We start from the raw sequence: 22566 nt of genomic DNA on the forward strand, positions 1-22566 counted from the left end.
GTACCGGCCTGTCACGCCGGGGGTCGCGGGTTCGAGCCCCGTCCGCCGCGCCAAGTATTGAAAATACCGACCTTAGGGTCGGTATTTTTTCGTCTGCCCGATTTGATGGGTTTGTCTGTTTTGGGTCTGTTTCGCCCGGATATTGCTGTTTTAATCCGGTTTTTTATCATTGGATGGTATTTTCGATACGGATTCGGACAGTTGTTGCGTGCTGTTCTGATGTTGCTTACCTGTCGTATCAATGGGCAGTAGGATGCTTGCGGATTTTATGGCTTCCTTCTTGCCGTTTTGTGGGTTGAAATGTCGGCGGATATGTCGGATATTTTTGAAAATGCCGTCTGAAGGTTTTCAGACGGCATTTTTGTCAGGCGGTTTTGGGTTCGCGGATGGGGAGGTTGAGGAGGGCGGCGGTTCCGGCCAGCAGTGCGTCGGCATACCACATCCAGCCGTAGTCGCCGAATTGTGTGATGACGATGCCGCCGATGTACGAGCCGAGGAAGCCGCCGATTTGGTGGGTGAGCATCACCAGTCCGAACAGGGTGGCGAGGTAGCGTGTGCCGAAGAGTTTGCCGGTAACGGCGGCGGTCGGGGCGACGGTGGCGAGCCATGTGAATCCGAGTGCGGCGGCGAAAATGTAGAAGTTGAGGTCGGTTTTGGGTGAGAAGATGTAAATCAGCACCATGGCGACGCGTGAGGCGTAGAGTCCGAACAGGACGTGTTTTCCTTTGAGGCGTCCGGTGCACCAGCCTGAGAACACGCAACCGGCGATGTTTGCCAGTCCGATGATGGCGATGGATGTCGAGGCGACGGTGGCGGGCAGTCCGCACAGGGCGACTTCCGTGGGTAGGTGGGTTACGAGAAAGGCGATGTGGAAGCCGCAGGCAAAAAAGCTCAGGTGCAGCAGAATGTAGCTTGGGGTTTTGAAGGCGGTTTTGACTGCTTCTCCGAGCCCTTGTCCGTGTGTGGCTTGGGTGTGTTGGGTATGGGCGGCGTTGTTGCCGCCGGCAAGCCACCATGAGACTGGCAGAATCAGCAGGGCGATGCCCGCCCAAACGTAAAATGTGCCTGTCCAGCCGACTTCGGGCAGGACAACGAGTCCTTGAACCAGCGGTGCGAACAGGAATTGTCCTGCCGAACCGCCTGCATTGACCAGTCCGGATGCCAAGCCGCGTTTGTGTGCGGGGACTTGGGCGGCAACCTGCCCCATAATGATGGAGAAACCGCCTGAGCCTGTGCCGAATGCGAGCAGCAGCCCGAGGGCAACCATCAGCCCCCAATAAGTCGGGATGTTGGGGGCAATCAGGCAGGCGCAGACGAGCAGGACTGCACCGCCGCTTAATACCCTGAACGCGCCGAAACGGTCGGCAAGCGCGCCGGACAATGGTTGCGATACGCCCCACATCAGTTGGAAAACGGCGATGATGAGGCTGAATTGGGCGATGCTCAATTCGGTGGTGTTGACGACGGGTTGGACGAATAGTCCGAGCGTCATCCTCATGCCGATGGTAATCAGCAGGATGAATGCGGCGGCGGCAATGACCGCCCAGAGTTTGGGTGTTTTCGATGCGGTGTGCGTCATAATGTGTATTTTGAGTCGGTTAAGTTTGCGGATTTTAACAACCCTGATGATTCGGGCTAAATAATTCCTGATTCTTTGGATATAGCTAGCTTGAAGGTACGGGCAAATGCCGTCTGAAAGGTTTGGAACTTGGACGGACAATAGAAAATGCCGTCTGAAACGGTTTCAGACGGCATTTCGATGTCGGCGGCAGCTTTGCGGAATCAGCCTTTGAAGCGTTTGAACACCAGCGTGCCGTTGGTACCGCCAAAGCCGAAGGAGTTGGAGATGGCAACGTCGATTTCCGCGTCGCGTGCTTCGTTGGCGCAGTAGTCCAAATCGCAGCCGGCTTCAACGTCTTGTTCAAAAATGTTGATGGTCGGCGGGATTTTGCCGTCGTGTATCGCCAAAATGCTGTACACGGCCTCCACGCCGCCTGCCGCGCCGAGCAGGTGACCGGTCATGGATTTGGTCGAGCTGACGATGGTTTTGTAGGCGTGTTCTCCCAAAGCGCGTTTGAGGGCTTTGGTTTCGTTGGCATCGCCCAAGGGGGTGGACGTGCCGTGCGCGTTGACGTAATCCACGTCTTCGGGATTGATGCCGGCATCTTTCAGCGCGCGGGTAACGGCAAGCGCGGGGCCTTCTTCGTTCGGCGCGGTGATATGGTAAGCATCGGAACTCATGCCGAAGCCGACGATTTCGGCGTAGATTTTCGCGCCGCGTTTTTTGGCGTGTTCCAATTCTTCCAACACCAATATGCCCGCGCCTTCGCCGATAACGAAGCCGTCCCGGCCTTTGTCCCACGGACGGGAAGCGGTGGCGGGATCGTCGTTGCGGGTGGAGAGGGCTTTCATAGCAGCAAAACCGCCTACGCCCAAAGTGCTGATCGCGCCTTCCGCGCCGCCGGCAACCATTATGTCCGCGTCGCCGTATTTGATCAGTCGGGCGGAATCGCCGATGGTGTGCGCGCCGGTGGTACAGGCGGAAACCATCCCATAGCTGGGACCGCGGTAGCCTTTGAGGATAGTAACGTGTCCGGAAATCAGGTTGATCAGCGAACCGGGGATGAAGAAAGGATTGATTTTGCGCGCGCCGCCTTCGATTACGGCTTTGCCGGTGGCCTCGATGCTGGGCAGTCCGCCAATGCCGGAACCGATGTTCACGCCGACGCGGTCTTTATCGAGGTTTTCCACATCGTCCAAGCCCGAATCGGCGATTGCCTGCAATGCGGCGGCAATGCCGTAGTGGATGAATACGTCCATCCGGCGCGCTTCTTTCGCGCTGATGTATTGTCCGATGTCGAAACCGCGCACTTCGCCGGCGACACGGCTGTTGATGTCGGATGCGTCAAAGCGGGTAATCGCGCCGATGCCGCTTTTGCCGGCGAGCAGGTTGTCCCAAGCCTCTGCGACAGTGTTGCCGACAGGGGAAACCTGACCTAAGCCTGTAATGACTACTCTTCTCTGACTCATGATAACCTCGCTGTTGGTTGTCGGAATGGGGGCATATGCGGCTGTCGTGCAGATGCCGTCTGAAATTTGCGGCAGGGGTTCAAACAGTTTGCCATATAAGGGAAAAGCCTCTATTGCGCGGTGCAGCAGAGGCTGTTGTGTCGGGCGACGACCGGTTAGCCGTTGTGGGCATTGATGTAGTCGATAGCCAGTTGGACGGTGGTGATTTTTTCGGCATCTTCGTCGGGGATTTCGCAGCCGAAGGCTTCTTCCAGAGCCATAACCAGTTCTACGGTGTCCAGAGAGTCCGCGCCCAAGTCGTCTTGGAAGGAAGATTCGTTTTTCACGTCGGCTTCGTTTACGCCCAGTTGTTCAGCAACAATTTTCTTAACTTGTTGTTCGATGTTTGACATGTCAGTCGTTCCTTTATGCCTTGCGGCAGGTTGTTTAAGGGAAATAAATCGGTGGTATTGTACCGACTTTTAATAGAGTTTTCTATCTAATGCCTATTATATCAATATTTGCGGATTTGTACATTTTTGGGTGGTGCCGGTTTTAACGTTCAAATTTGATATGTATGCCGTGTCCGGCATGTGATTTCGGTTAAAATGGCAACATTTCCATCTGGAGCAGGAAGCCCGTTATGTATTCATTTGCCCGCCGTATCCTATTTGCGCTTGATGCCGAAAAGGCACACCATTTCACACTCAATGCCCTCAACACGGGTTATAAGCTCGGTCTGATTCCGGTAACCGACAACAAGGCTGCCAAATCTGTCAGGCTGATGGGCATGGATTTGCCCAATCCTGTCGGACTTGCCGCAGGGCTTGATAAAAACGGCGAATACATAGATGCTTTGGCCGCGCTCGGCTTCGGTTTCATCGAAATCGGCACGGTAACGCCCAAACCGCAGCCCGGCAATCCGCAGCCGCGTCTCTTTCGCGTTCCCGAACATCAAGGCATTATTAACCGCATGGGTTTCAACAACCACGGCATCGACGCGATGATACGCAACATCGAAAAAAGTAAATTCAGCGGCGTATTGGGCATCAACATCGGCAAAAACGCTGTAACACCGATTGAAAACGCTGCCGATGATTATTTAATCTGCCTCGAAAAAGCCTACGCACACGCAAGTTACATTACCGTCAATATTTCCTCGCCCAACACCAAAAACCTCCGTGCGCTGCAAGGTGGCGACGAGTTGAGCGCATTGCTTGAGGCTTTGAAAAACAAACAGGCACAGCTTGCCTCTGTACACGGGAAATACGTTCCGCTCGCCGTCAAAATCGCCCCCGATTTGGATGAAGCACAAATCGAAGACATCGCCCACGTTGTCAAATCCGTCGAAATGGACGGCATCATTGCTACCAACACCACCATCGACAAATCAAGTCTCGGCAGCCATCCGCTCGCAGGCGAGCAGGGTGGTTTGAGCGGGCTGCCCGTTCATGAAAAAAGTAATCAGGTGTTGAAGCTGTTGGCAGACCACATCGACGGCAAGCTGCCGATTATCGGCGTAGGCGGCATTATGGAAGGCAGGGACGCGGCAGAGAAAATCCGCTTGGGCGCAACTGCCGTCCAGGTGTACAGCGGATTGATATACAAAGGTCCGGCATTGGTCAAAGAATGTTTGAAGGCTTTGGCGCGATGACGCGTCCCGCCCAAAATGCCGTCTGAACGCACGTTTTGCCGTTCAGACGGCATTTTCATTTCCTTTTTCCGCCTGCCGCCCTTTGAAAATCCCTTACGCGCCGCCCTGTTTGAAACAAAGCAAACGCCCGCCGCGAACCGGACAATCTTGATACGCAGCCAAAGCAAGTCCGGCGGTAAGTTGTCAAACATATAAATAATTGATATAAAAAATAATTTTATGCCGTAGTGGACGGTTTGAGAAAACGCAAAATATTAACGGCGTTGAAATTCATTATGTGGAAAATAAGGATATGGGGATAAAAATAGATGGGACTGTCCTAGATAACTAGGATAAACTCGATTTTACTAATTGTTTTAAGATGGAAATTTGAACTTTTATCTCACTGTTGTTAAAACGCCATTCGCACACCTTTAAATACAGCTCCAAATACTCTTTGGGAATGCCGTTAAACTTGCGTAAATGACGTTTTGCCCTGTTCCAAAAGTTCTCAATTCCATTGATATGGTTTTGTCGTTCGGCAAAATGTGTACTGTGATTGATACGAAAACGAAGTTTCAGCGAAGCTAAAATGGCTAAATTCGCTCACATCTAATACATCGTAGCTACGATAACAATCCGTATAAACAATGCTGTCAGGTTTCACTTGTTCACGGATTATAGGAAATAAAGTGGCGGTTTGAGTATTCGGTACAGTAACCGTATAAACCTTATATATTGCGTCCCATCAGAGGGGCGCATTACTTTTCTTAACATTCCCCTTTGACAGCCAAGTGAAAGGGGGCTTTTTTATGTCAGCAGCAAATGTAATATTCTTACCATTTCGCTTCAAAAGACCAAATACGGCGACTTTACCGGCAGCACCGCGACCGCGTTTGCCTTTGCGTTGTCCGCCAAAATAACTTTCATCTGCTTCTACTTCGCCATCAAACATTTCTAAATGTGGACTGTTTTGATAAAAGTGTGGTTTTGATCGGCTGCAACCGTGTCCGTTTTGCCCAATTAAATGGTGATGAGTTGGAAACATTCTCCCGTTTTTTTAGAAATTTAGGTTATGAATTAGAATAAATGAAGGCCGTCTGAAAGTTCAGACGGCCTTTTTTAATGGTTGTTAATGATGATGGTGGGCATGGCGTGCGGCTGCGCGTTTGGTACCGACAGGCACAATCAGCGTTGCGTAAGTATTGTCTTTCTGACATACGCTCTTATCGCCGTAATCGGTCTCGTTCACGACTTTGATTTTCCACAAACCGTCAATCAGAGTAATCACATTGACCACGCCGTTTTTATCGGTTTTGCCGGAGAAGCCTTGAGGTTCTCGGTGGTCATGGGTTGATTCCAAGTCCATTTCCGCCAAAGTGTCCGAGCTGGCGGTAACGGTGGCTTTAACCAAAGGCTCGCCTTTGTACAGGACTTTGACCGGCAAAATACCGCCGGCTTTGACTTCGTTCGGATTTTTCAGCGGAACCAGTTCCAGCTCTTGGCCGATAGGGCGGGTCAATACCGCTTCATCAACTGCGCCGTTGCCCACTTGGACAAAGCTCTTTCCGAACATTTGCGATTGTTCGCAATAGGTTGAACCGGCCAGCTGTTTCAAGGTTTGCTGTTTCCAGCCGTCTTGGTTTTTCGACCAGAAAGTCGGTTTGTAGGTTGCGCTGACCCAGTAGGAGCCTTCAGGCAAAGCGGCTTTGGAAACGTATTGATAGTTTTCGCCTTTATTTACCAAATCAACGGTTTTCTTTGAGCTGCCGGTCAATTGCAGCGGTTTGAAAATATGTACGCGGTCGTCGGCGATTTTTTCGACATTGGGGAAGTCATGGCTGTAACCCAAATCCGCGTGCAGGATTTGGCCGGCTGGCTGATGTGTCGGTGCAGCCACCCAAACATCGTGCGCCTGCGCCACTGCGCCCAATCCCAGCAATCCTAAAAGCATCCATTGTTTCATAGTTTCTACACTCCATTTTGTTGTTGAATGAAAGGCCTTGTATTTTGGCGAGTAGAAACATTACTCTTATTTGCATTTTTTGTAAATAATAAGTAATCGTAAACGATGAAAATAATAGGCTGCGGTATTTTTATTAACGCCTACTAACTCTGCTGCTGTTCTTGCAGTTATACCTGCGACAAATAACTCAATAAGTTTATTTTGTTTATACTGGCTTAGACGATTTTTTCTCATAGGGATAATTCTAACTTAATTTGAATTTCCCTAGTTATCTAGGACAGCCCCAAATAGATTTTAAGTTTAAGGATTCGATATGTTTAAGGACGAACTAAATGAATTTATCCGATTGATATCCGATCCGGAAAGTGAATTGGATGAATGGTATTTGAGTGATTTTAAAGATGAACATATATGGAAAATGCAAAGTTACGAAGCATTTTCATGTTTGCGTGAAGCAGTCCCCTATTTGTTTGCTTATCCCCGATACGGGTATGAACTGTTGGAGATAATTTTCGCGTTAAAAGAAACATCTGATACGACAGAATTATTTTATGAGCCGGGTATCGTGCCTTTGCTGATTGATTTATATAAAGAAGATAGTTATCTGATAAATATGGTCAAACGGATATTCAAATGATAAAAAGGGCGCGGGCGTTGGCTTGGCGGAAGGCAGGTAATCCAATTTGAAGGACGCGGAAGCCGATACGTTAAAAAGGATGAAAAATGGAAAACGGGCAACGGAATAAACGGTTTCCCTTGGAAAAACGAATTTTTTATCTGGAGCATTCGGGGCGGTATCTGATGATTTGCGCCTTATCGGATTATTCCCAAAACAAACATACTGTCGTTATGGCAAATTTCATCTATCCGGATGAAAAAACGGATTGGCGGAATTTGGATGATTTATTCAATGAGTTGGTTTTAGAGGAATTGCAGGCTTCATTTATGGATTGGTATCCGACTGTTGAAGAGGCAATCAGCCGTCATTTGGAAGACTTTTCGTAACAGGCATAATCGAAAGGGGCGGAATGACGGGGCGGGCAAACCGACGCGTGAACACGGAGCAGGCAACCGGAGTAAAAAATGAACCTTGATTTAACCGCGCAAAAAGTCCGCCTTTCTTGGAAGGATATTCTGTGGGGATATGAGAGTAAATACTTGGGTTGGGCTGATGTAGTAGCTTATGCCCGAAAAATGACGCTTTCAGATCATGATGAACGCGTGTTCAAGCTATCTTTAATCAACAAATCCAATATTCTTGAATTAAAACCTGTTCTGGAAGATTTGGCTTCGGAAATGAGTGGCTATTCCCCTAAAAATTGGCTGTACGTCCTCTTAAGCGATGTATTCCATAGAACAGAAGAATTTGAGGATCCTTTGGGGGAAGTTGAAAAAATTTATGCAGATTTTGATTACCCGGAAGAAATGGAATCATTTGTCAGATATATGCCGCCTAAAGACGGTTATATTCCTTCTGCCCACAGCTATGAAGAAAATATTGCCCGGTTGTATCTCAATTGGGCAAAATATTTGGGTAGATAAGGCAGGCCAGATTCAAATGCCGTCTGAAATGGGCTTTCAGACGGCATTTTAATTATCCCTTATAATTAGGTCATTTTTATTTTCTCATCAGCAGATACTATCATGGCAACCATTCACACCCTTCTCCTCGTTGACGGCTCTTCTTATCTCTACCGCGCTTATCACGCGATGGCGCAGTTGACTGCGCCTGACGGTGCGCCGACGGGTGCGCTTTATGGCGTGTTGAATATGTTGCGTCGTCTGCGCTCGGATTATGTGCACGATTATTGCGCGGTGGTGTTTGATGCAAAGGGCAAGAATTTCCGCCACGAGATGTTCCCCGACTATAAGGCGACGCGCCCGCCGATGCCGGACGATTTGCGCCCGCAGGCGGAAGCCTTGCCGGATTTGGTGCGCCTGATGGGCTGGCCGGTATTGGTGATTCCGCAGGTAGAAGCGGACGACGTGATTGGCACTTTGGCTAAGATGGCTAGCGAAGCAGGGTGGAACGTGGTGGTATCTACCGGCGATAAGGACATGGCGCAGTTGGTGAACGAGCGCGTAACGCTGGTGAACACAATGAGCGGCGAAACGCTGGACATTGAAGGCGTGAAGGAAAAATTCGGCGTGCGCCCCGACCAAATCCGCGATTATCTCGCGCTGATGGGCGACAAGGTGGACAATGTGCCGGGCGTGGAAAAATGCGGCCCGAAAACGGCGGTGAAGTGGCTGGAAGCCTATGGCTCGCTGGCTGGTGTGGTGGAACACGCTGGCGAAGTCAAAGGCAAGGTCGGCGAAAACCTGCAAGCCGCTTTGGAACAACTGCCGCTGTCGTATGATTTGGTAACGATTAAAACCGATGTGGACTTGCACACCGAGCTTTCAGACGGCCTCGAAAGCCTGCGCCGCACTTCGCCGAAATGGTCGCAGCTTGCGGTCGATTTCAAACGCTGGGGCTTCCGCACTTGGCTGAAAGAAGCGGAAAGCCGTATGCACGAAGCGGCGGACGGCGATTTGTTCGGCAGCGATACGATAGGCGAACAGGCGGCGTTGGACATGGAAACGTCGTCTGAAAAAATCATAGAACATGCCCCAGCCCCCGAAAAGCTGTATTATCAAGCCGTTACCACCGAAGCGCAGTTTGCCGCCTTGTTGGACAAACTGGCTCAGGCGGACAAAATCGGCATCGATACGGAAACCACGTCATTAGACGCGATGAACGCCTCGTTAGTCGGCATCAGCATTGCGTTCCAAGCAGGTGAAGCGGTTTACATCCCCGTAGGCCACAGCCTGACTGCCGCGCCCGAACAGCTTGATTTGCAAGACGTATTAGGCCGTCTGAAACCGCATTTGGAAAACCCAGCCCTGAAAAAAATCGGGCAAAACCTCAAATACGACCAACACGTTTTCGCCAACTACGGCATCGCGCTGAACGGCATTGCCGGCGATTCCATGCTCGCTTCCTATATCATCGAGAGCCATCTCGGACACGGCTTGGACGAATTGTCCGAACGCTGGCTGGGCTTGGAAACCATTACCTACGAATCGTTGTGCGGTAAAGGCGCGAAGCAAATCAGTTTTGCCGATGTCGCCATCGGGCAGGCGACCGAATACGCCGCACAAGACGCCGATTTCGCCCTGCGTCTCGAAGCGCACCTGCGCGCGCAAATGGACGCCAAACAGCTTGAAATGTATGAAAAAATGGAGTTGCCCGTCGCGCAGGTATTGTTTGAAATGGAACGCAACGGCGTGCAAATCGACCGCGCCGAACTCGCCCGCCAAAGCGCGGAACTCGGCACCGAGCTGATGAAACTCGAACAAGAAGCCTACGCCGCCGCAGGCCAGCCGTTCAACCTCAACTCGCCCAAACAGCTTCAAGAAATCCTGTTCGACAAAATGGGCATCCCCACCAAAGGCCTGAAAAAAACCGCCAAAGGCGGCATTTCTACCAACGAAGCCGTACTCGAACAGCTCGCGCCCGACTACCCACTGCCCAAAATCATCCTGCAAAACCGCAGCTTGGCGAAACTCAAATCCACCTACACCGACAAACTGCCCGAAATGATTTCGCCAAAAGACGGCCGCGTGCATACCACCTACGCCCAAGCCGTCGCCATTACCGGCCGCCTCGCCAGCAACAACCCCAACCTGCAAAACATCCCCATCCGCACCGCCGAAGGCCGCCGCGTGCGCCGCGCCTTTACCGCGCCGCCGGGCAGCGTCATCGTTTCCGCCGACTATTCCCAAATCGAGCTGCGCATCATGGCGCACCTCTCCGGTGACAAAACCCTCATCGCCGCGTTCCAAAACGGCGAAGACGTACACCGCCGCACCGCCGCCGAAGTATTCGGCATCGCCCCCGAAAACGTCTCGTCCGAACAACGCCGCTACGCCAAAACCATCAACTTCGGCCTGATTTACGGCATGGGTCAATACGGCCTTGCCAAATCATTGGGCATTGACAACATCTCCGCCAAAAACTTTATCGACCGCTACTTTGCCCGCTACCCCGGCGTCGCCGAATATATGCAGCGCACCAAAGAACAAGCCGCCGCGCAAGGCTTCGTCGAAACCCTGTTCGGTCGCCGCCTCTACCTGCCCGACATCCACAACAAAAACGCCAACGCCCGCGCCGGAGCCGAACGTGCCGCCATCAATGCCCCCATGCAAGGCACCGCCTCCGACCTCATCAAACGCGCCATGATAGACGTGTCCCGCTGGCTGGTTTCAGACGACCTGAAGAGCAAACTGATTATGCAGGTGCATGACGAACTGGTACTGGAAGTACCTGAAGCCGAACTGGATTTAGTCAAAGAAAAACTGCCGCAGATTATGGCGAAAGTGGATGAAGGGATGTTGAAAGTGCCGCTGGTGGCTGAGGTTGGCGTAGGGGAGAATTGGGAAGAGGCACATTGAGAATGCACAAGTATTGAACTGTTACGTTTTGATTTATCAAAATTTAAGGAAGTAAAATGCTCGATTCTAATGATTGGAAATCAATAGTATTAAACATTGTTTGCGGTATTGTTACAGCTGTCATTATAGGTATATTTACCGGTTTATGGAAAAAATCCAGATATAAATGTCAAGAATGGGTATCTGGAAATTCTGATCGGATACCTGTTCAAGATACGTCGTTTTATCCTAATGATATAAAAGCCAAGAGGAGGTATGAAGTAAAAAAATTTATTGGCGAAGTGTTTTTTTATACACTTACTTATTTGATTATTTTGGTATCTTTTCCTATGCCAATTTATTCAACGACCCTTTTGGTACAAATCGGCTTTATTTGAGTCAGGCCAAATATATTGGAATGTATTTTCCTGAAATCTCAATGACTGGCGGATACGCTAATATTCAGGAGGGAAATAATTGAGAAAATTTTTTGTCACTGCAGCAATAATTATATTTACTATATTATTTAATAAATATGATCAACAGAATTGCATGAAAAAAATAATTTTTATAAATAATAGAGTTCACTTGTTTAAAACTCAGAAAGGAAGATACCCATCTAATTTAAGCGAGATTAATATTTATCCACATGAAATTTTAGGATGTAATTTTTTTAGCTATAACGTGCCTGGCTGGGGGAATTGTAATTACATATCGTATAACCACGGACACTATATTTTAAGTATAGATAGTGTTTTCAATGGTTGTTTAACAGAGTCTGAAGACGAGTCTATTTATTTAAACTCAGGGAGATATGATTTCTAAAAGCCGGCGGCGACATCAATATCCGCAGCCGCGAGGGCGACATTACCGTCCAAGGCAGCAACATTACTGCGGGCGACACCATCCGCCTCGATTCCGCGCGCGACATCCGGCTGCTCTCCGCCCAAGACAGCCAACATCAGGACGGCAAAAACCGCAATGCCGGCGTACAAGTCGGCGTCGGGGTTTCCGTTGGTGCCCAAACCGGCGTCTATATCTATGCCGAAGCGGCCTACGGCAAAGGCAAAAACCGTTCGGACAGCCAAACCCATCAAAACACCCTGCTGCAATCGGACAAACTGCAGCTCAGCAGCAAGGGCAATACCGTGCTGAACGGTGCCCAAGCCCATGCAAAACGCATCGACGCCGATGTCGGCGGCACCCTTTATATCGAAAGCCCGCAGGACACTGTCGAACAGGAGAGCAAACAAAGCGGCGGCGGCATCCGCGCCCAAGTCGCGCTCGGTACCGCATGGAGCGTATCCGGCAACTACAACCAAAGCAAAGCCAGCGGCCACAGCCGCAGCGTCGGCAGCCAAAGCGGCCTCTTTGCCGGCGAAGGCGGCTACCACATCACAGCCGACGGTGTCCGGCTTAAAGGCGGTGCCATCGCTTCTGCCGCAGACAAAGACCACAACGAACTCACCGCCCGCAGTTTCAGCTTCGAAGACCTCCGCAACGAAAGCAGCTACAGTGCCAGCAGCATGGGCATCGGTGCCGGTTATGGCGGCAGCCTGAAAGGCAGCGACGGCTTCAATCAAAGCGCCTTTGGTCGTGCGTCCCAAACCGCCGGCCAGAACATGAACAAAGGCTTCAACTACAGCCCCACCCTGCCCCAGCATGAAAGCGGCGTCAGCCAAGGCTATACCCGCTCGGTACTCAGCGAAGGCAACATCACCATCGGCGGCAAAAAAACCAGTGCCCGCGCCCTCGGCATCCATACCGATTCGGCCACTGCCCATCACGGTGCCGACAGCGTTCCCGATCTGCAAAACCTACTCGACAAACAGCAAACCGTCGCCCAATCGACTGCCGCCATCCACAGTGCCGTCGGCACCTATAGGGGCAACCGTGCCAAAGCGGCAGCCGAAGAGCTGGAAAAACAACAGGCCGCCCACGAAGGCCGTCTGAAAGAACAAAACGACGGCAGTTATGAGCAATATGCCGGTAAAAGCGACAGCGAACGGCTGGCCATGAGGCTGGGGAACGCGAAGTATGCCCAAGCTTACCAAGAAGCCCGAAGCTGGGGCGTAGGCGGCAGCAAAAGCCGTGCGCTTAGCGCCGCCGAAACCCTGATTACCGGCACCCTGGGCGGCCAGGGTGATCTGCAGCTGGCCGCCAATACGTTGGCGCCGTATGCTGCAGCCGCCATCGGCAAGCGCTTCGGCCACGGTGAAAACAAAAACGAAGCCGCGCAAGCAATCGGCCACTTTATGCTCGGTGCCGCCTTGGCCTACGCCAACGGCGCCGACCCGCTTGCCGGCGGCAGCGCTGCCGTTGCCGCCGAACGCGCAGCCGGGTATCTGGCCAAACAATACGACGACGGCAAGACCGCCATCGACCCGAGAACGGGGAAATTCAATCCCAACCTACTGCCCGAGCACATCAAAGAAGAGATCAAAGCGCAGACCGGGGTGATTGCTTCGGTGGTCGGTGCGGCCGGAGGCAGTCTGAAAGGGGGAAGCGGCACCAACAACGGCAACGGCAGTGCCCTGTTCAATGCGCAGGTAGGGGGTGTGCTTGGGCAGAATGCGGTGGAGAATAACTACCTGACATCCATTACTTTGGATGATGTGAAAAAAGGGAAAAAATCTAAAGAGGATGCTTTAAGGATCTACAGGATAAACAAAGAAAACTTAGAAAGACAATGTGCTACGAGCCAGTCCAGCTCTCTTTGCAGGGCTGCGGTAAATACGGCGAAAGATTTTGTTAATAATCAGTTGGCTAAACATTTTTTTCCTGATGAAGTAAAAACCACCAATCAATTGTTGGAAAAATATTCCGAGGCGGCGCAATACAAGCCGGCTCCGCTGAAAATCAATCTTCGGATGGAAAAATCCATGTTTACGGGGGAGGGTTTGCCCGAGGGACGAACGTCTGATTATATTAAGGGCACTGGAAAAGGTATCTTAGCCTATGTATGGGATGAAAGAGGCGGGGCAACCGGTGGGGCGCAGTATGGTATGCCCATAGGAACTTTTGCATATAATCAATATGCACTAGAGAACCCTTACCAAACTACGAAAACGCGGCAGGAATATTTGGGATCAGTGTATGGCCCAGCCGTGCTGACATTGACCGGAGCAAAATTTAGAATCCGACCAACTCGTCCTATAACTAAGCCTACACAGGGTAAAATTATTCCTATCGGAGAAAGCTATATCTCTTCAAGTCCTCATGCGGTACAAGGAACAACTGTTACTTTGATGCAGGAACAGCGTTTGGCTAACGGACAAATGATACCGAAAGGATCCAAGGTAACGTGGTCGGACAATGCGGTGAAAGTGGTACGGCCTGACGGAAGCAAACGGGTGTTTAGCAGTCGGGTTTTAGAGCAGAATAAAAAGACAGATGTGCCAAGAATAGAAAAAGCAGATGTGCCGTTGATTGAAAAACTTTTTAAAACTCATGGAGTCGCAGACAAAGTGAGTATGCAGAAACAAAAAAGGCACATTTTAGGTACAGCACCACATGATAAATCATATTTATCTTCATATAAGGATGCTCAAACTGTTTTAGATGCATATAAATCTGGGACAGCGCGTGTCATATCGATTGATCTTTCTGATAATTCAGTATTAATTGAGGTTAAAAATGTTAACGGTGTTTATGTGAACAGAGGCAATCCAAATGGCAAGCCAGACATTGTAAAGAATACGAACATATTCAAGATACAATCCATTAATAAAAGTCCAAAAGTTGTACCTGTCAATCCTAACAAGGGAAAATGATGATAGAAAATATTAATTTTTTGTGTTTATCTTTTCAGAGGGCATTATTATTTAACATCCCTAAAGGAGTAATATCAATTTCTTTCAACATATTGAGTAGTAAAAATGCTGAACTCATTGTTTTCTCTGATCATGAACTAGACGAGGATGAAAAAAGTTATCTATATGATGCAGTAGGAGAAGTTAACGGAGATCTATTAAGTGATATTTCATTTATGATTAATTTCTTTGTGAGCGACTCTCTACCTAATGACCTTAGTAAATTGGGCAATTTTGTTTTTGCCTTAGCAGAAAAAAGGTAAGCAAAGCCGACGACCGCACCCGCGCCCTGCAAACCCTGGCCGCCGGCGCCCAAGCCTACCAACTGGCCGATTCCGCGCGCGACATCCGGCTGCTCTCCGCCCAAGACAGCCAACATCAGGACGGCAAAAACCGCAATGCCGGCGTACAAGTCGGCGTCGGGGTTTCCGTTGGTGCCCAAACCGGCGTCTATATCTATGCCGAAGCGGCCTACGGCAAAGGCAAAAACCGTTCGGACAGCCAAACCCATCAAAACACCCTGCTGCAATCGGACAAACTGCAGCTCAGCAGCAAGGGCAATACCGTGCTGAACGGTGCCCAAGCCCATGCCCGACGCATCGACGCCGATGTTTGTATGGTTCATTACGCTTACCTTATATGTTCCAATTTTTGGACTGTCTAAGTTAATGACAAAGTATTTATGGTATCCGTTGACAAACATATTTTGGGACTATAACGAAAATTTGGATAAGGTTGGATTTCTCATTTTTATTGCTTTGAAATCATTATTTATATCAGCTTGTGTGCAGTGGTTATTTTTTGATACGGAATTTTTGCAGGCATTGGAAAATGTCTTAATTTTAACTGTTTTTTCAATTGTTTTTGCACTATCACAAAATCGACGCCAGTAAGCCGTAGCCTGGATACCTATTTAGTTGCGCGTGACGGTTGAAACCCAAAACCCGACCCATGCCGTCTGAAGCCTGACAATTCGGGTTTCAGACGGCATCGGGCTCCGGCTGTGTTTTCAGATGGTGCGGATTTGCCGGTCTGAAATGCCGGATACGCATTTTGCCATCATTTGAAGATATTTTAACTTGGTTGTGTTTTAGTAATCTGTTGATTTCAATTATCCGCAAGGGGAAAGACAATTATTTTTCGGTTGGGAAGAAAGCTATCCTATTGAATAAATTGGAGATAAGTATATATATCAACACTATATTAAAACACGGCCTGTTAATTTTTCGAACTAAAACAACTTTATCCGCCCCCGCTTGTTTCGCGGCACTATTTTGAAACGCAGCCGTTTGTTCCGACGGTGTTTGAACAATCGGTACGATTCCGGCTGTTGCAAGGCGGTTATTCCTACGTTCGGGCAGCAAACCGCCCTACCGGATACAAAATATTTTCCCCGCCGCTGCGGGATTGAAACCCATCCGGATACCGCCTTGTTTTCAGGATTTGCGGGAAAGAAAAGTAATGCGCCCCTTTGGCTGGGTGCAATATATAAGGCTTCCCCGCGCCCGGCCGCGTGCCAACCGTCGTCAGGCGGTCTTGAGCCTGCTTAACGGTATCCCCTCATCAGGCTGTAACCGTTGGCTTTCATGCAGTAGAAAACCAGCTTGGCGGCTTTCTGTTTTTCCAAACGGTTTGCATCGACATCTTTGCGGCAGTAGCCCAATTGGTCGAGTGCCTCTTGCTTGGAGACCCCGTCCTTATGCCAATATATAGTGGATTAAATTTAAACCAGTACAGCGTTGCCTCGCCTTGCCGTACTATCTGTACTGTCTGCGGCTTCGTCGCCTTGTCCTGATTTAAATTTAATCCACTATACATACGGTGTGGCGCAGGCAGCCAAGAGGGCTGCCAATACCGACATCAAAGCAATACGGTTTACGCTCATTTTTTACCCTTCTGAATAAGATTTAAAAAATTTTGATTTGCTGCATTTGAAATATTATTCTATTTTACAAATTTATTCAACTATAGTTTTATTTTAACAAGCTATAGTTTATTGTTTGAATATTAGGATTTTTCCATACTCCCTGCATGGAAAAACCGACCACCCCAAACCCCTACCGCCTTATCTTCGCCCAAAATATGAGGCAGGTCAGGCGTTTGAAAGAGCTTTCTCAAGAAGAGTTGGCTTTCAGTGCGCGCGTAAGCAAAACCTATATCAGCGAAATAGAACGCGGCAGCCGTTCGGTTTCCATTGATGTGATGGGTCAGATTGCCGATGCGTTGGGTATGCCTTTGGAAGAACTGGTTAGAAAAGACCTGCTGCAACTCAGATAATGTCGGCGCACCCGCCCTATGCCGCCGCCGTCCGCCATCGTACAGTTTCTGTTTTGTTTTCAAACGGCATCCTTCCGTTTCTATTAAAATAGCGCATTCCACTTTTCAGACGGCATCCCTATGTTTCCCGACCAATCCGCACCAAATCTGCTGCAAGGCTTGAACCCCGAACAACTTTCCGCCGTAACCTGGCCGCCGCAATCCGCCCTCGTTTTGGCGGGCGCGGGCAGCGGCAAAACGCGCGTGCTGACCACGCGCATCGCATGGCTTTTGCAAACCGATCAGGCAAGCGTGCACAGCATTATGGCGGTAACGTTTACCAACAAAGCCGCCAAAGAAATGCAAACCCGTTTGGGCGCGATGATTCCCGTCAACGTCCGCGCCATGTGGCTTGGCACGTTCCACGGACTCTGCCACCGTTTTCTACGGCTGCACCACCGCGACGCAGGCCTGCCGTCTTCCTTTCAAATTCTCGACAGCGGCGACCAACTTTCCCTGATTAAACGCCTGCTCAAAAGCCTCAACATCGCCGAAGAAATCATCGCACCGCGTTCGCTGCAAGGCTTTATCAACGCGCAAAAAGAATCCGGCTTGCGCGCTTCCGTCTTGAGTGCGCCAGATCCGCACACGCGCCGCATGATTGAGTGCTACGCCGAATACGACAAAATTTGCCAACGCGAAGGTGTGGTCGATTTTGCCGAACTCATGCTCCGCAGCTACGAAATGCTGCAAAGCAACGAAATCCTGCGCCAGCATTACCAAAACCGCTTCAACCACATTCTGGTCGACGAGTTCCAAGACACCAACAAACTGCAATACGCGTGGCTCAAACTCATGGCGGGCGGTAACACGGCAGTGTTTGCCGTCGGCGACGACGACCAAAGTATCTACCGTTTCCGCGGCGCAAACGTCGGCAACATGACCGCGTTGATGGAAGAATTCCACATCGACGCGCCCGTCAAACTCGAACAAAACTACCGCTCCGTCGGCAACATCCTCGCCGCCGCCAACGCCGTCATCGAAAACAACGACGAACGCCTCGGCAAAAACCTGCGCACCGACGCCGAAGCAGGCGACAAAATCCGCTACTACTCCGCCTTTACCGACCTCGAAGAAGCCCAATTCATCGTGGACGAAACCAAAGCCCTCGAACGCGAAGGCTGGAATTTGGACGAAATCGCCGTCCTCTACCGCAGCAACGCCCAATCCCGCGTCATCGAACAAAGCCTGTTCCGCAGCGGCATCCCCTACAAAATCTACGGCGGCTTGCGCTTTTACGAACGCCAAGAAATCAAACACGCGCTCGCCTACCTGCGCCTCGCCGTCAATCCAGACGACGACAACGCCCTCTTACGCGTGATTAACTTCCCACCGCGCGGCATCGGTGCACGCACCGTCGAAAACCTTCAGGCGGCCTCAAACGAACAAGGCATCACCCTCTGGCAGGCAGCCTGCAATGCCGGCTCAAAAGCCGCCAAAATCGCCGCCTTCGTCCGCCTGATTGAAGCCCTGCGCAACCAAGTCGGACAAATGCCCCTGTCCGAAATCATCGTCGGCATCCTAAAAGACAGCGGCCTGACCGAACACTACCGAACCCAAAAAGGCGACAACCAAGACCGCCTCGACAACCTCGACGAACTCGTCAACGCCGCCATCGAGTTCAAACCCGAAGACAGCAATTTTGAAATCCTACCCGAAAACATTTCAGACGACCCCGCCTTCCCCATCCTCGCTTTCTTGAGCAACGCCGCCCTCGAATCCGGCGAAAACCAGGCAGGCGCAGGCGAAAAAGCCATCCAACTGATGACCGTCCACGCCGCCAAAGGCTTGGAATTTAACGCCGTCTTCCTCACCGGCATGGAAGAAGGCCGCTTCCCCAGCGAAATGAGCCTTGCCGAACGCGGCGGCCTCGAAGAAGAACGCCGCCTCATGTACGTCGCCATCACCCGCGCCCGCAAACGCCTCTACATCACCATGGCGCAACAACGCATGCTGCACGGACAAACCCAATTCGGCATCGTCTCCCGCTTCGTCGAAGAAATCCCGCCCGAAGTATTGCACTACCTGTCCGTCAAAAAACCCGCCTACGACAGCTACGGCAACATGCGCCAAACCGCCACGTTCAAAGACAAAACCCTCGATGACTTCAAACAGCCGCAAACCTACGCAGGCTTCCGCATCGGCCAAAACGTCCGACACGCCAAATTCGGCACCGGCGTGATTATCGATGCCGCAGACAAAGGCGAATCCGCCCGCCTGACCATCAACTTCGGCAAACATGGCGTGAAAGAGCTGGACACCAAGTTTGCGAAATTGGAAGAGGTGTAAATTTAAAATGTAGGTCGAATACTTGTATTCGACAAAAACATTTGACGCGTCTATCGTTTCCGAAAAACCGCTGTTGGAAATGTCGGATTCAAAAATCCGACCTACGGCAAAAAACGTAGTAAGGACAAGGCAAAAGGCCGTCTGAAAACGGGAAGGGCAATTTTGCCGCAACCGCCGCCGTCATTCCCGCGAAGGCGGGAATCCAGACCTTTCGGTACGGAAACTTATCGGATAAAAGGTTTCTTTAGATTCCACGTCCTAGATTCCCGCCTGCGCGGGAATGACGGACGGTAAAAGCCGGGTATAGATACCCACCCTCTGTTATCACTGAAATCAATAAGGAAGAACATTATGTCCCAAGTTTTTAAAGATTTTGATTTGCCCTCTGTGTGGGAATCCGACAGTTGGGCAGATGAAAACTACAAAGAAGCCCCGTTTACCCCTGAAATTTTGGCTGCCGTAGAAAGTGAGCTAGGCTATAAATTGCCGCAAAGTTTTATTGAATTGATGGGAGTACAAAACGGCGGGATATTTATAAAAACCTGTTTTCCAACCACGCAGAGAAATTCGTGGGCGAAAGATCATGTGCAAATTTGCGAGGTATCGGGCATCGGTTTTGAAAAAGAAGGAAGCCTGTGCGGCGAAACAGGGCAAAAACTTTGGCTGGAAGAATGGGAGTATCCTCCTATCGGCGTGTATTTTGCCAACGACCCGTCGGGAGGACATGCCCTGTTTGCCTTGGACTATCGGGAGTGTGGAAAAGACGGAGAGCCGAAAGTGGTGTTTGTCGAACAAGAATCGGATTTTGAAATCGTCGAACTTGCCCCCGATTTTGAAACCTTTATCCACAGCTTGCGGCATGAAGATGAGTTTATTGACGAGGAAATATAAAACGGTGGTTGAAAAACTGAAATCATCAAGTGAAAACGAGCGAAATAACGGGTAACCGTTTGAATCCGTAAGGGAAACAGTTCGGCGGAACGTGCCGCCTGTTTTCGGCGGTTTTGTCGGTGCTTAGGTCAAACCTTTACGGCGTTGCCCTTATGCCGATTTTGTCCGCCTGCTGCAAGGCGGTTTGTCTAATGAAAGGAAAAATGCCGTCTGAACATTGTTCAGACGGCATTTTCAAATGGAAGGCAATATAGTCGGCATATGAAAAATTGATGCGTGAGGCAGGATGGGTTTAGGCTTGTTAATCTCCATATAATAAATGGCTGTCTGAAGCCCATATGCGACTATATCTGCCGGCCTTATGGGCAATCAGCAGTGAACCAGCGTGCCTTCGTTTTCACCGGTTACCACGCGTTTGAGCGAGCCTTCTTTGGCGATGCCGAAGACGACAATATTGAGTTTGCGTTCGCGGCAGAGCGCAAAGGCGGTCGCGTCCATGACTTTGAGGTTTTTGTTCAAGGCTTCGTCAAAAGTAATGGTTTCGTAGCGCGTGGCGGATGAGTCTTTTTTGGGGTCTGCGGTGTATACGCCGTCAACGTTGGTGGCTTTGAGCATCACGTCGCAGTTCATTTCCGCACCGCGCAATGCGGCGGCGGTGTCGGTCGTGAAGAACGGATTACCGGTGCCGGCGGCGAAAATCACGACTTTGCCTTCTTCCAAATATTGGATGGCTTTGGGGCGGGCGTAGGTTTCGGCAATTTGCTGCATAGACAGTGCGGATTGTACGCGCGCTTTGATGCCCAAGGTTTCAAATGCGTCTTTGAGTGCCAAGGCGTTCATCACGGTCGCCATCATACCCATGTAGTCGGCGGTGGCACGGTCCATGCTGCCTGCTTGGGCGGATACGCCCCGGAAAATATTGCCGCCGCCCACGACGATGCCGACCTGTACGCCCATTTTAACGACTTCGGCAATTTCGCCGACAGTTTGAACGATGGTATCGTGATTGATGCCGAACGGATCGGAACCCATCAGGGATTCGCCGGAGAGTTTCAGTAATACGCGTTTGTATTTGATTTGCTGTGTCATGGGATACCTTGCTTTCTTGAATGTCGTCGGTCGGAGTTGGGCCGTCTGAATTTTCAAACGGTCGGAATATTAATGATAGGGTGTGTCGGTTTATTATTGTTTTGTTTTCAGACGGCCTTTATATTCGGTCGTCTTAAAATAGGTACCGTAAACGGTTTTCTCAAAAAAAAGCACCCTGATTCGTTTGGAATCCAGGTGCTTTCTTTTTCATAAGTGCCTTACACTTTGGCGGCAGCGGCTACTTCTGCCGCGTAATCGACGGCTTTTTTCTCGATACCGTCGCCTACTTTGTAGCGTACGAAGCTGACCACTTCAGTGCCGTTTTCTTTAGCGAATTGGGCAACAGTTTGGTCGGGGTTCATCACGAAAGCTTGGCCGTTCAGAGTGATTTCAGCCAAGAATTTGCGGATACGGCCTTCAACCATTTTGGCGGCGATGTCGGCAGGTTTGCCGGAAGCGATGGCTTGTTCGGTGTAGATGTGGCGTTCTTTTTCAACGGTTTCGGCATCTACTTCGGCTTCGCTTACGCATTGCGGTTTGGCGGCAACGATGTGCATACCGATTTTGCGTGCTACGTCTTCAGAGCCTTTGTACTCAACCAATACGCCTTCGGTAGCCAAAGCACCGTGGATGTAGGCAACCAGTTGGTTGGCAGTGTCGATCACTTGGAAGCGGCGGACAGACATGTTCTCGCCCAATTTGGCGATGATGGCTTTACGTTCTGCTTCAACCAGTTCGCTCAGTTCTTCAACAGAAGCCGGTTTTTTCTCGGCAGCGGTTTTAGCAACGAAGTTGGCAAATTCTACGAAGCCGGCGTCTTTAGCAACGAAGTCGGTTTCGCAGTTTACTTCAACCAATGCGCCGACATTGCCGTTGATCGCGTAAGCCAATACGCCTTCGGCAGCAGTACGGCCAGCCAGTTTACCGGCTTTCGCACCAGATTTAATACGCAGGATTTCTTCGGCTTTGTCGAAGTTGCCTTCAGCTTCAACCAAGGCTTTTTTGCATTCCATCATGCCCAGGCCGGTAGCGGCGCGCAGGTCGGCAACCATTTTTGCAGTAATTTCTGCCATTTTGAATCTCCTAGATTTTTGGGAAATGCGGAAAGGATTTTCCGCATTCGGGAATCGTGTGCCGCGAACGGA

Annotated in this window: 17 protein-coding genes and 4 pseudogenes; 12 read left to right on the forward strand and 9 right to left on the reverse strand. The window is 50.3% G+C overall.

Annotation, left to right across the window (positions count from 1 at the left end):
• Nucleotides 1-364: 364 nt before the first annotated feature.
• From KEM39_RS05090 to acpP, 3 genes are all read right to left on the reverse strand, one after another.
• Complete coding sequence (locus tag KEM39_RS05090; RefSeq protein WP_211709677.1) at nucleotides 365-1579, reverse strand: MFS transporter; 1215 nt, start codon at nucleotides 1577-1579, stop codon at nucleotides 365-367.
• Nucleotides 1580-1782: 203 nt separating this feature from the next.
• Nucleotides 1783-3030, reverse strand: a complete 1248-nt coding sequence (gene fabF / locus KEM39_RS05095) for a beta-ketoacyl-ACP synthase II (protein ID WP_118997383.1) — start codon at nucleotides 3028-3030, stop codon at nucleotides 1783-1785.
• Nucleotides 3031-3185: 155 nt separating this feature from the next.
• Nucleotides 3186-3422: an acyl carrier protein gene (gene acpP / locus KEM39_RS05100; protein ID WP_002215574.1), complete on the reverse strand. Its 237-nt coding sequence runs from the start codon at nucleotides 3420-3422 to the stop codon at nucleotides 3186-3188.
• 230 nt (nucleotides 3423-3652) lie between these two features.
• Between acpP and KEM39_RS05105 the strand changes: the two genes are divergently transcribed.
• Complete coding sequence (locus tag KEM39_RS05105; protein WP_118997384.1) at nucleotides 3653-4663, forward strand: quinone-dependent dihydroorotate dehydrogenase; 1011 nt, start codon at nucleotides 3653-3655, stop codon at nucleotides 4661-4663.
• A gap of 15 nt (nucleotides 4664-4678) precedes the next feature.
• Nucleotides 4679-4858 carry a hypothetical protein gene (locus KEM39_RS05110; RefSeq protein ID WP_118997385.1) on the forward strand — a complete coding sequence of 60 codons (180 nt, stop codon included), beginning with the start codon at nucleotides 4679-4681 and terminating at the stop codon, nucleotides 4856-4858.
• Between the two features lie 132 nt (nucleotides 4859-4990).
• Here KEM39_RS05110 and KEM39_RS05115 read toward each other — a convergent pair.
• The 3 genes and pseudogenes from KEM39_RS05115 to KEM39_RS05125 all read right to left on the reverse strand — a co-directional run.
• Nucleotides 4991-5666 (reverse strand): annotated as a pseudogene (locus KEM39_RS05115) (IS1595 family transposase).
• A gap of 108 nt (nucleotides 5667-5774) precedes the next feature.
• A complete protein-coding gene (locus tag KEM39_RS05120; RefSeq protein WP_013448274.1) occupies nucleotides 5775-6608 on the reverse strand; it encodes a DUF4198 domain-containing protein in 834 nt (277 codons plus the stop codon).
• 87 nt (nucleotides 6609-6695) lie between these two features.
• A pseudogene (locus KEM39_RS05125) lies at nucleotides 6696-6842 on the reverse strand (IS1595 family transposase); the annotation flags it as partial.
• 79 nt (nucleotides 6843-6921) lie between these two features.
• Between KEM39_RS05125 and KEM39_RS05130 the strand changes: the two are divergent.
• The 7 genes and pseudogenes from KEM39_RS05130 to KEM39_RS05170 all read left to right on the forward strand — a co-directional run bounded on the left by KEM39_RS05130 (nucleotide 6922) and on the right by KEM39_RS05170 (nucleotide 15500).
• The gene (locus KEM39_RS05130) at nucleotides 6922-7245 is read left to right on the forward strand and encodes a hypothetical protein (protein ID WP_107863953.1); all 324 of its coding nucleotides are present in this window, start codon (nucleotides 6922-6924) and stop codon (nucleotides 7243-7245) included.
• 86 nt (nucleotides 7246-7331) lie between these two features.
• Nucleotides 7332-7613, forward strand: coding sequence for a hypothetical protein (locus KEM39_RS05135; protein WP_061386569.1), 282 nt, complete (start codon nucleotides 7332-7334; stop codon nucleotides 7611-7613).
• Nucleotides 7614-7691: 78 nt separating this feature from the next.
• The gene (locus KEM39_RS05140) at nucleotides 7692-8150 is read left to right on the forward strand and encodes a DUF2247 family protein (protein ID WP_107819546.1); all 459 of its coding nucleotides are present in this window, start codon (nucleotides 7692-7694) and stop codon (nucleotides 8148-8150) included.
• A 102-nt stretch (nucleotides 8151-8252) separates the two neighbouring features.
• Nucleotides 8253-11045 carry a DNA polymerase I gene (polA, locus tag KEM39_RS05145; RefSeq protein ID WP_211709678.1) on the forward strand — a complete coding sequence of 931 codons (2793 nt, stop codon included), beginning with the start codon at nucleotides 8253-8255 and terminating at the stop codon, nucleotides 11043-11045.
• Nucleotides 11046-11101: 56 nt separating this feature from the next.
• Entirely contained in the window at nucleotides 11102-11422 is a 321-nt protein-coding gene (locus KEM39_RS05150) for a hypothetical protein (protein ID WP_025457502.1), read from the forward strand.
• Between the two features lie 423 nt (nucleotides 11423-11845).
• Nucleotides 11846-14797: pseudogene (locus KEM39_RS12000) on the forward strand (hemagglutinin repeat-containing protein); the annotation flags it as partial.
• A gap of 391 nt (nucleotides 14798-15188) precedes the next feature.
• Entirely contained in the window at nucleotides 15189-15500 is a 312-nt protein-coding gene (locus KEM39_RS05170; RefSeq protein WP_240002734.1) for a hemagglutinin repeat-containing protein, read from the forward strand.
• 1040 nt (nucleotides 15501-16540) lie between these two features.
• On the opposite strand, the pseudogene KEM39_RS05175 reads toward KEM39_RS05170, so the two are convergent.
• Nucleotides 16541-16651 (reverse strand): annotated as a pseudogene (locus KEM39_RS05175) (IS5/IS1182 family transposase); the annotation flags it as partial.
• A gap of 216 nt (nucleotides 16652-16867) precedes the next feature.
• Here KEM39_RS05175 and KEM39_RS05180 point away from each other — a divergent pair.
• The 3 genes from KEM39_RS05180 to KEM39_RS05190 all read left to right on the forward strand — a co-directional run bounded on the left by KEM39_RS05180 (nucleotide 16868) and on the right by KEM39_RS05190 (nucleotide 20332).
• Complete coding sequence (locus KEM39_RS05180; protein ID WP_003753308.1) at nucleotides 16868-17113, forward strand: helix-turn-helix domain-containing protein; 246 nt, start codon at nucleotides 16868-16870, stop codon at nucleotides 17111-17113.
• 120 nt (nucleotides 17114-17233) lie between these two features.
• The gene (gene uvrD / locus KEM39_RS05185) at nucleotides 17234-19441 is read left to right on the forward strand and encodes a DNA helicase II (RefSeq protein ID WP_118834195.1); all 2208 of its coding nucleotides are present in this window, start codon (nucleotides 17234-17236) and stop codon (nucleotides 19439-19441) included.
• A gap of 351 nt (nucleotides 19442-19792) precedes the next feature.
• A complete protein-coding gene (locus KEM39_RS05190; RefSeq protein ID WP_118997390.1) occupies nucleotides 19793-20332 on the forward strand; it encodes an SMI1/KNR4 family protein in 540 nt (179 codons plus the stop codon).
• A gap of 369 nt (nucleotides 20333-20701) precedes the next feature.
• On the opposite strand, the gene pyrH is transcribed toward KEM39_RS05190, so the two are convergent.
• Both pyrH and tsf read right to left on the reverse strand, forming a co-directional pair.
• Nucleotides 20702-21421, reverse strand: a complete 720-nt coding sequence (gene pyrH, locus KEM39_RS05195; RefSeq protein ID WP_118997391.1) for a UMP kinase — start codon at nucleotides 21419-21421, stop codon at nucleotides 20702-20704.
• Between the two features lie 218 nt (nucleotides 21422-21639).
• Nucleotides 21640-22494, reverse strand: coding sequence for a translation elongation factor Ts (gene tsf, locus KEM39_RS05200; protein WP_127244807.1), 855 nt, complete (start codon nucleotides 22492-22494; stop codon nucleotides 21640-21642).
• Between the last annotated feature and the right edge of the window lie 72 nt (nucleotides 22495-22566).

Source organism: Neisseria sp. Marseille-Q1983 (assembly GCF_018224585.1).
Classification (GTDB): domain Bacteria; phylum Pseudomonadota; class Gammaproteobacteria; order Burkholderiales; family Neisseriaceae; genus Neisseria; species Neisseria polysaccharea.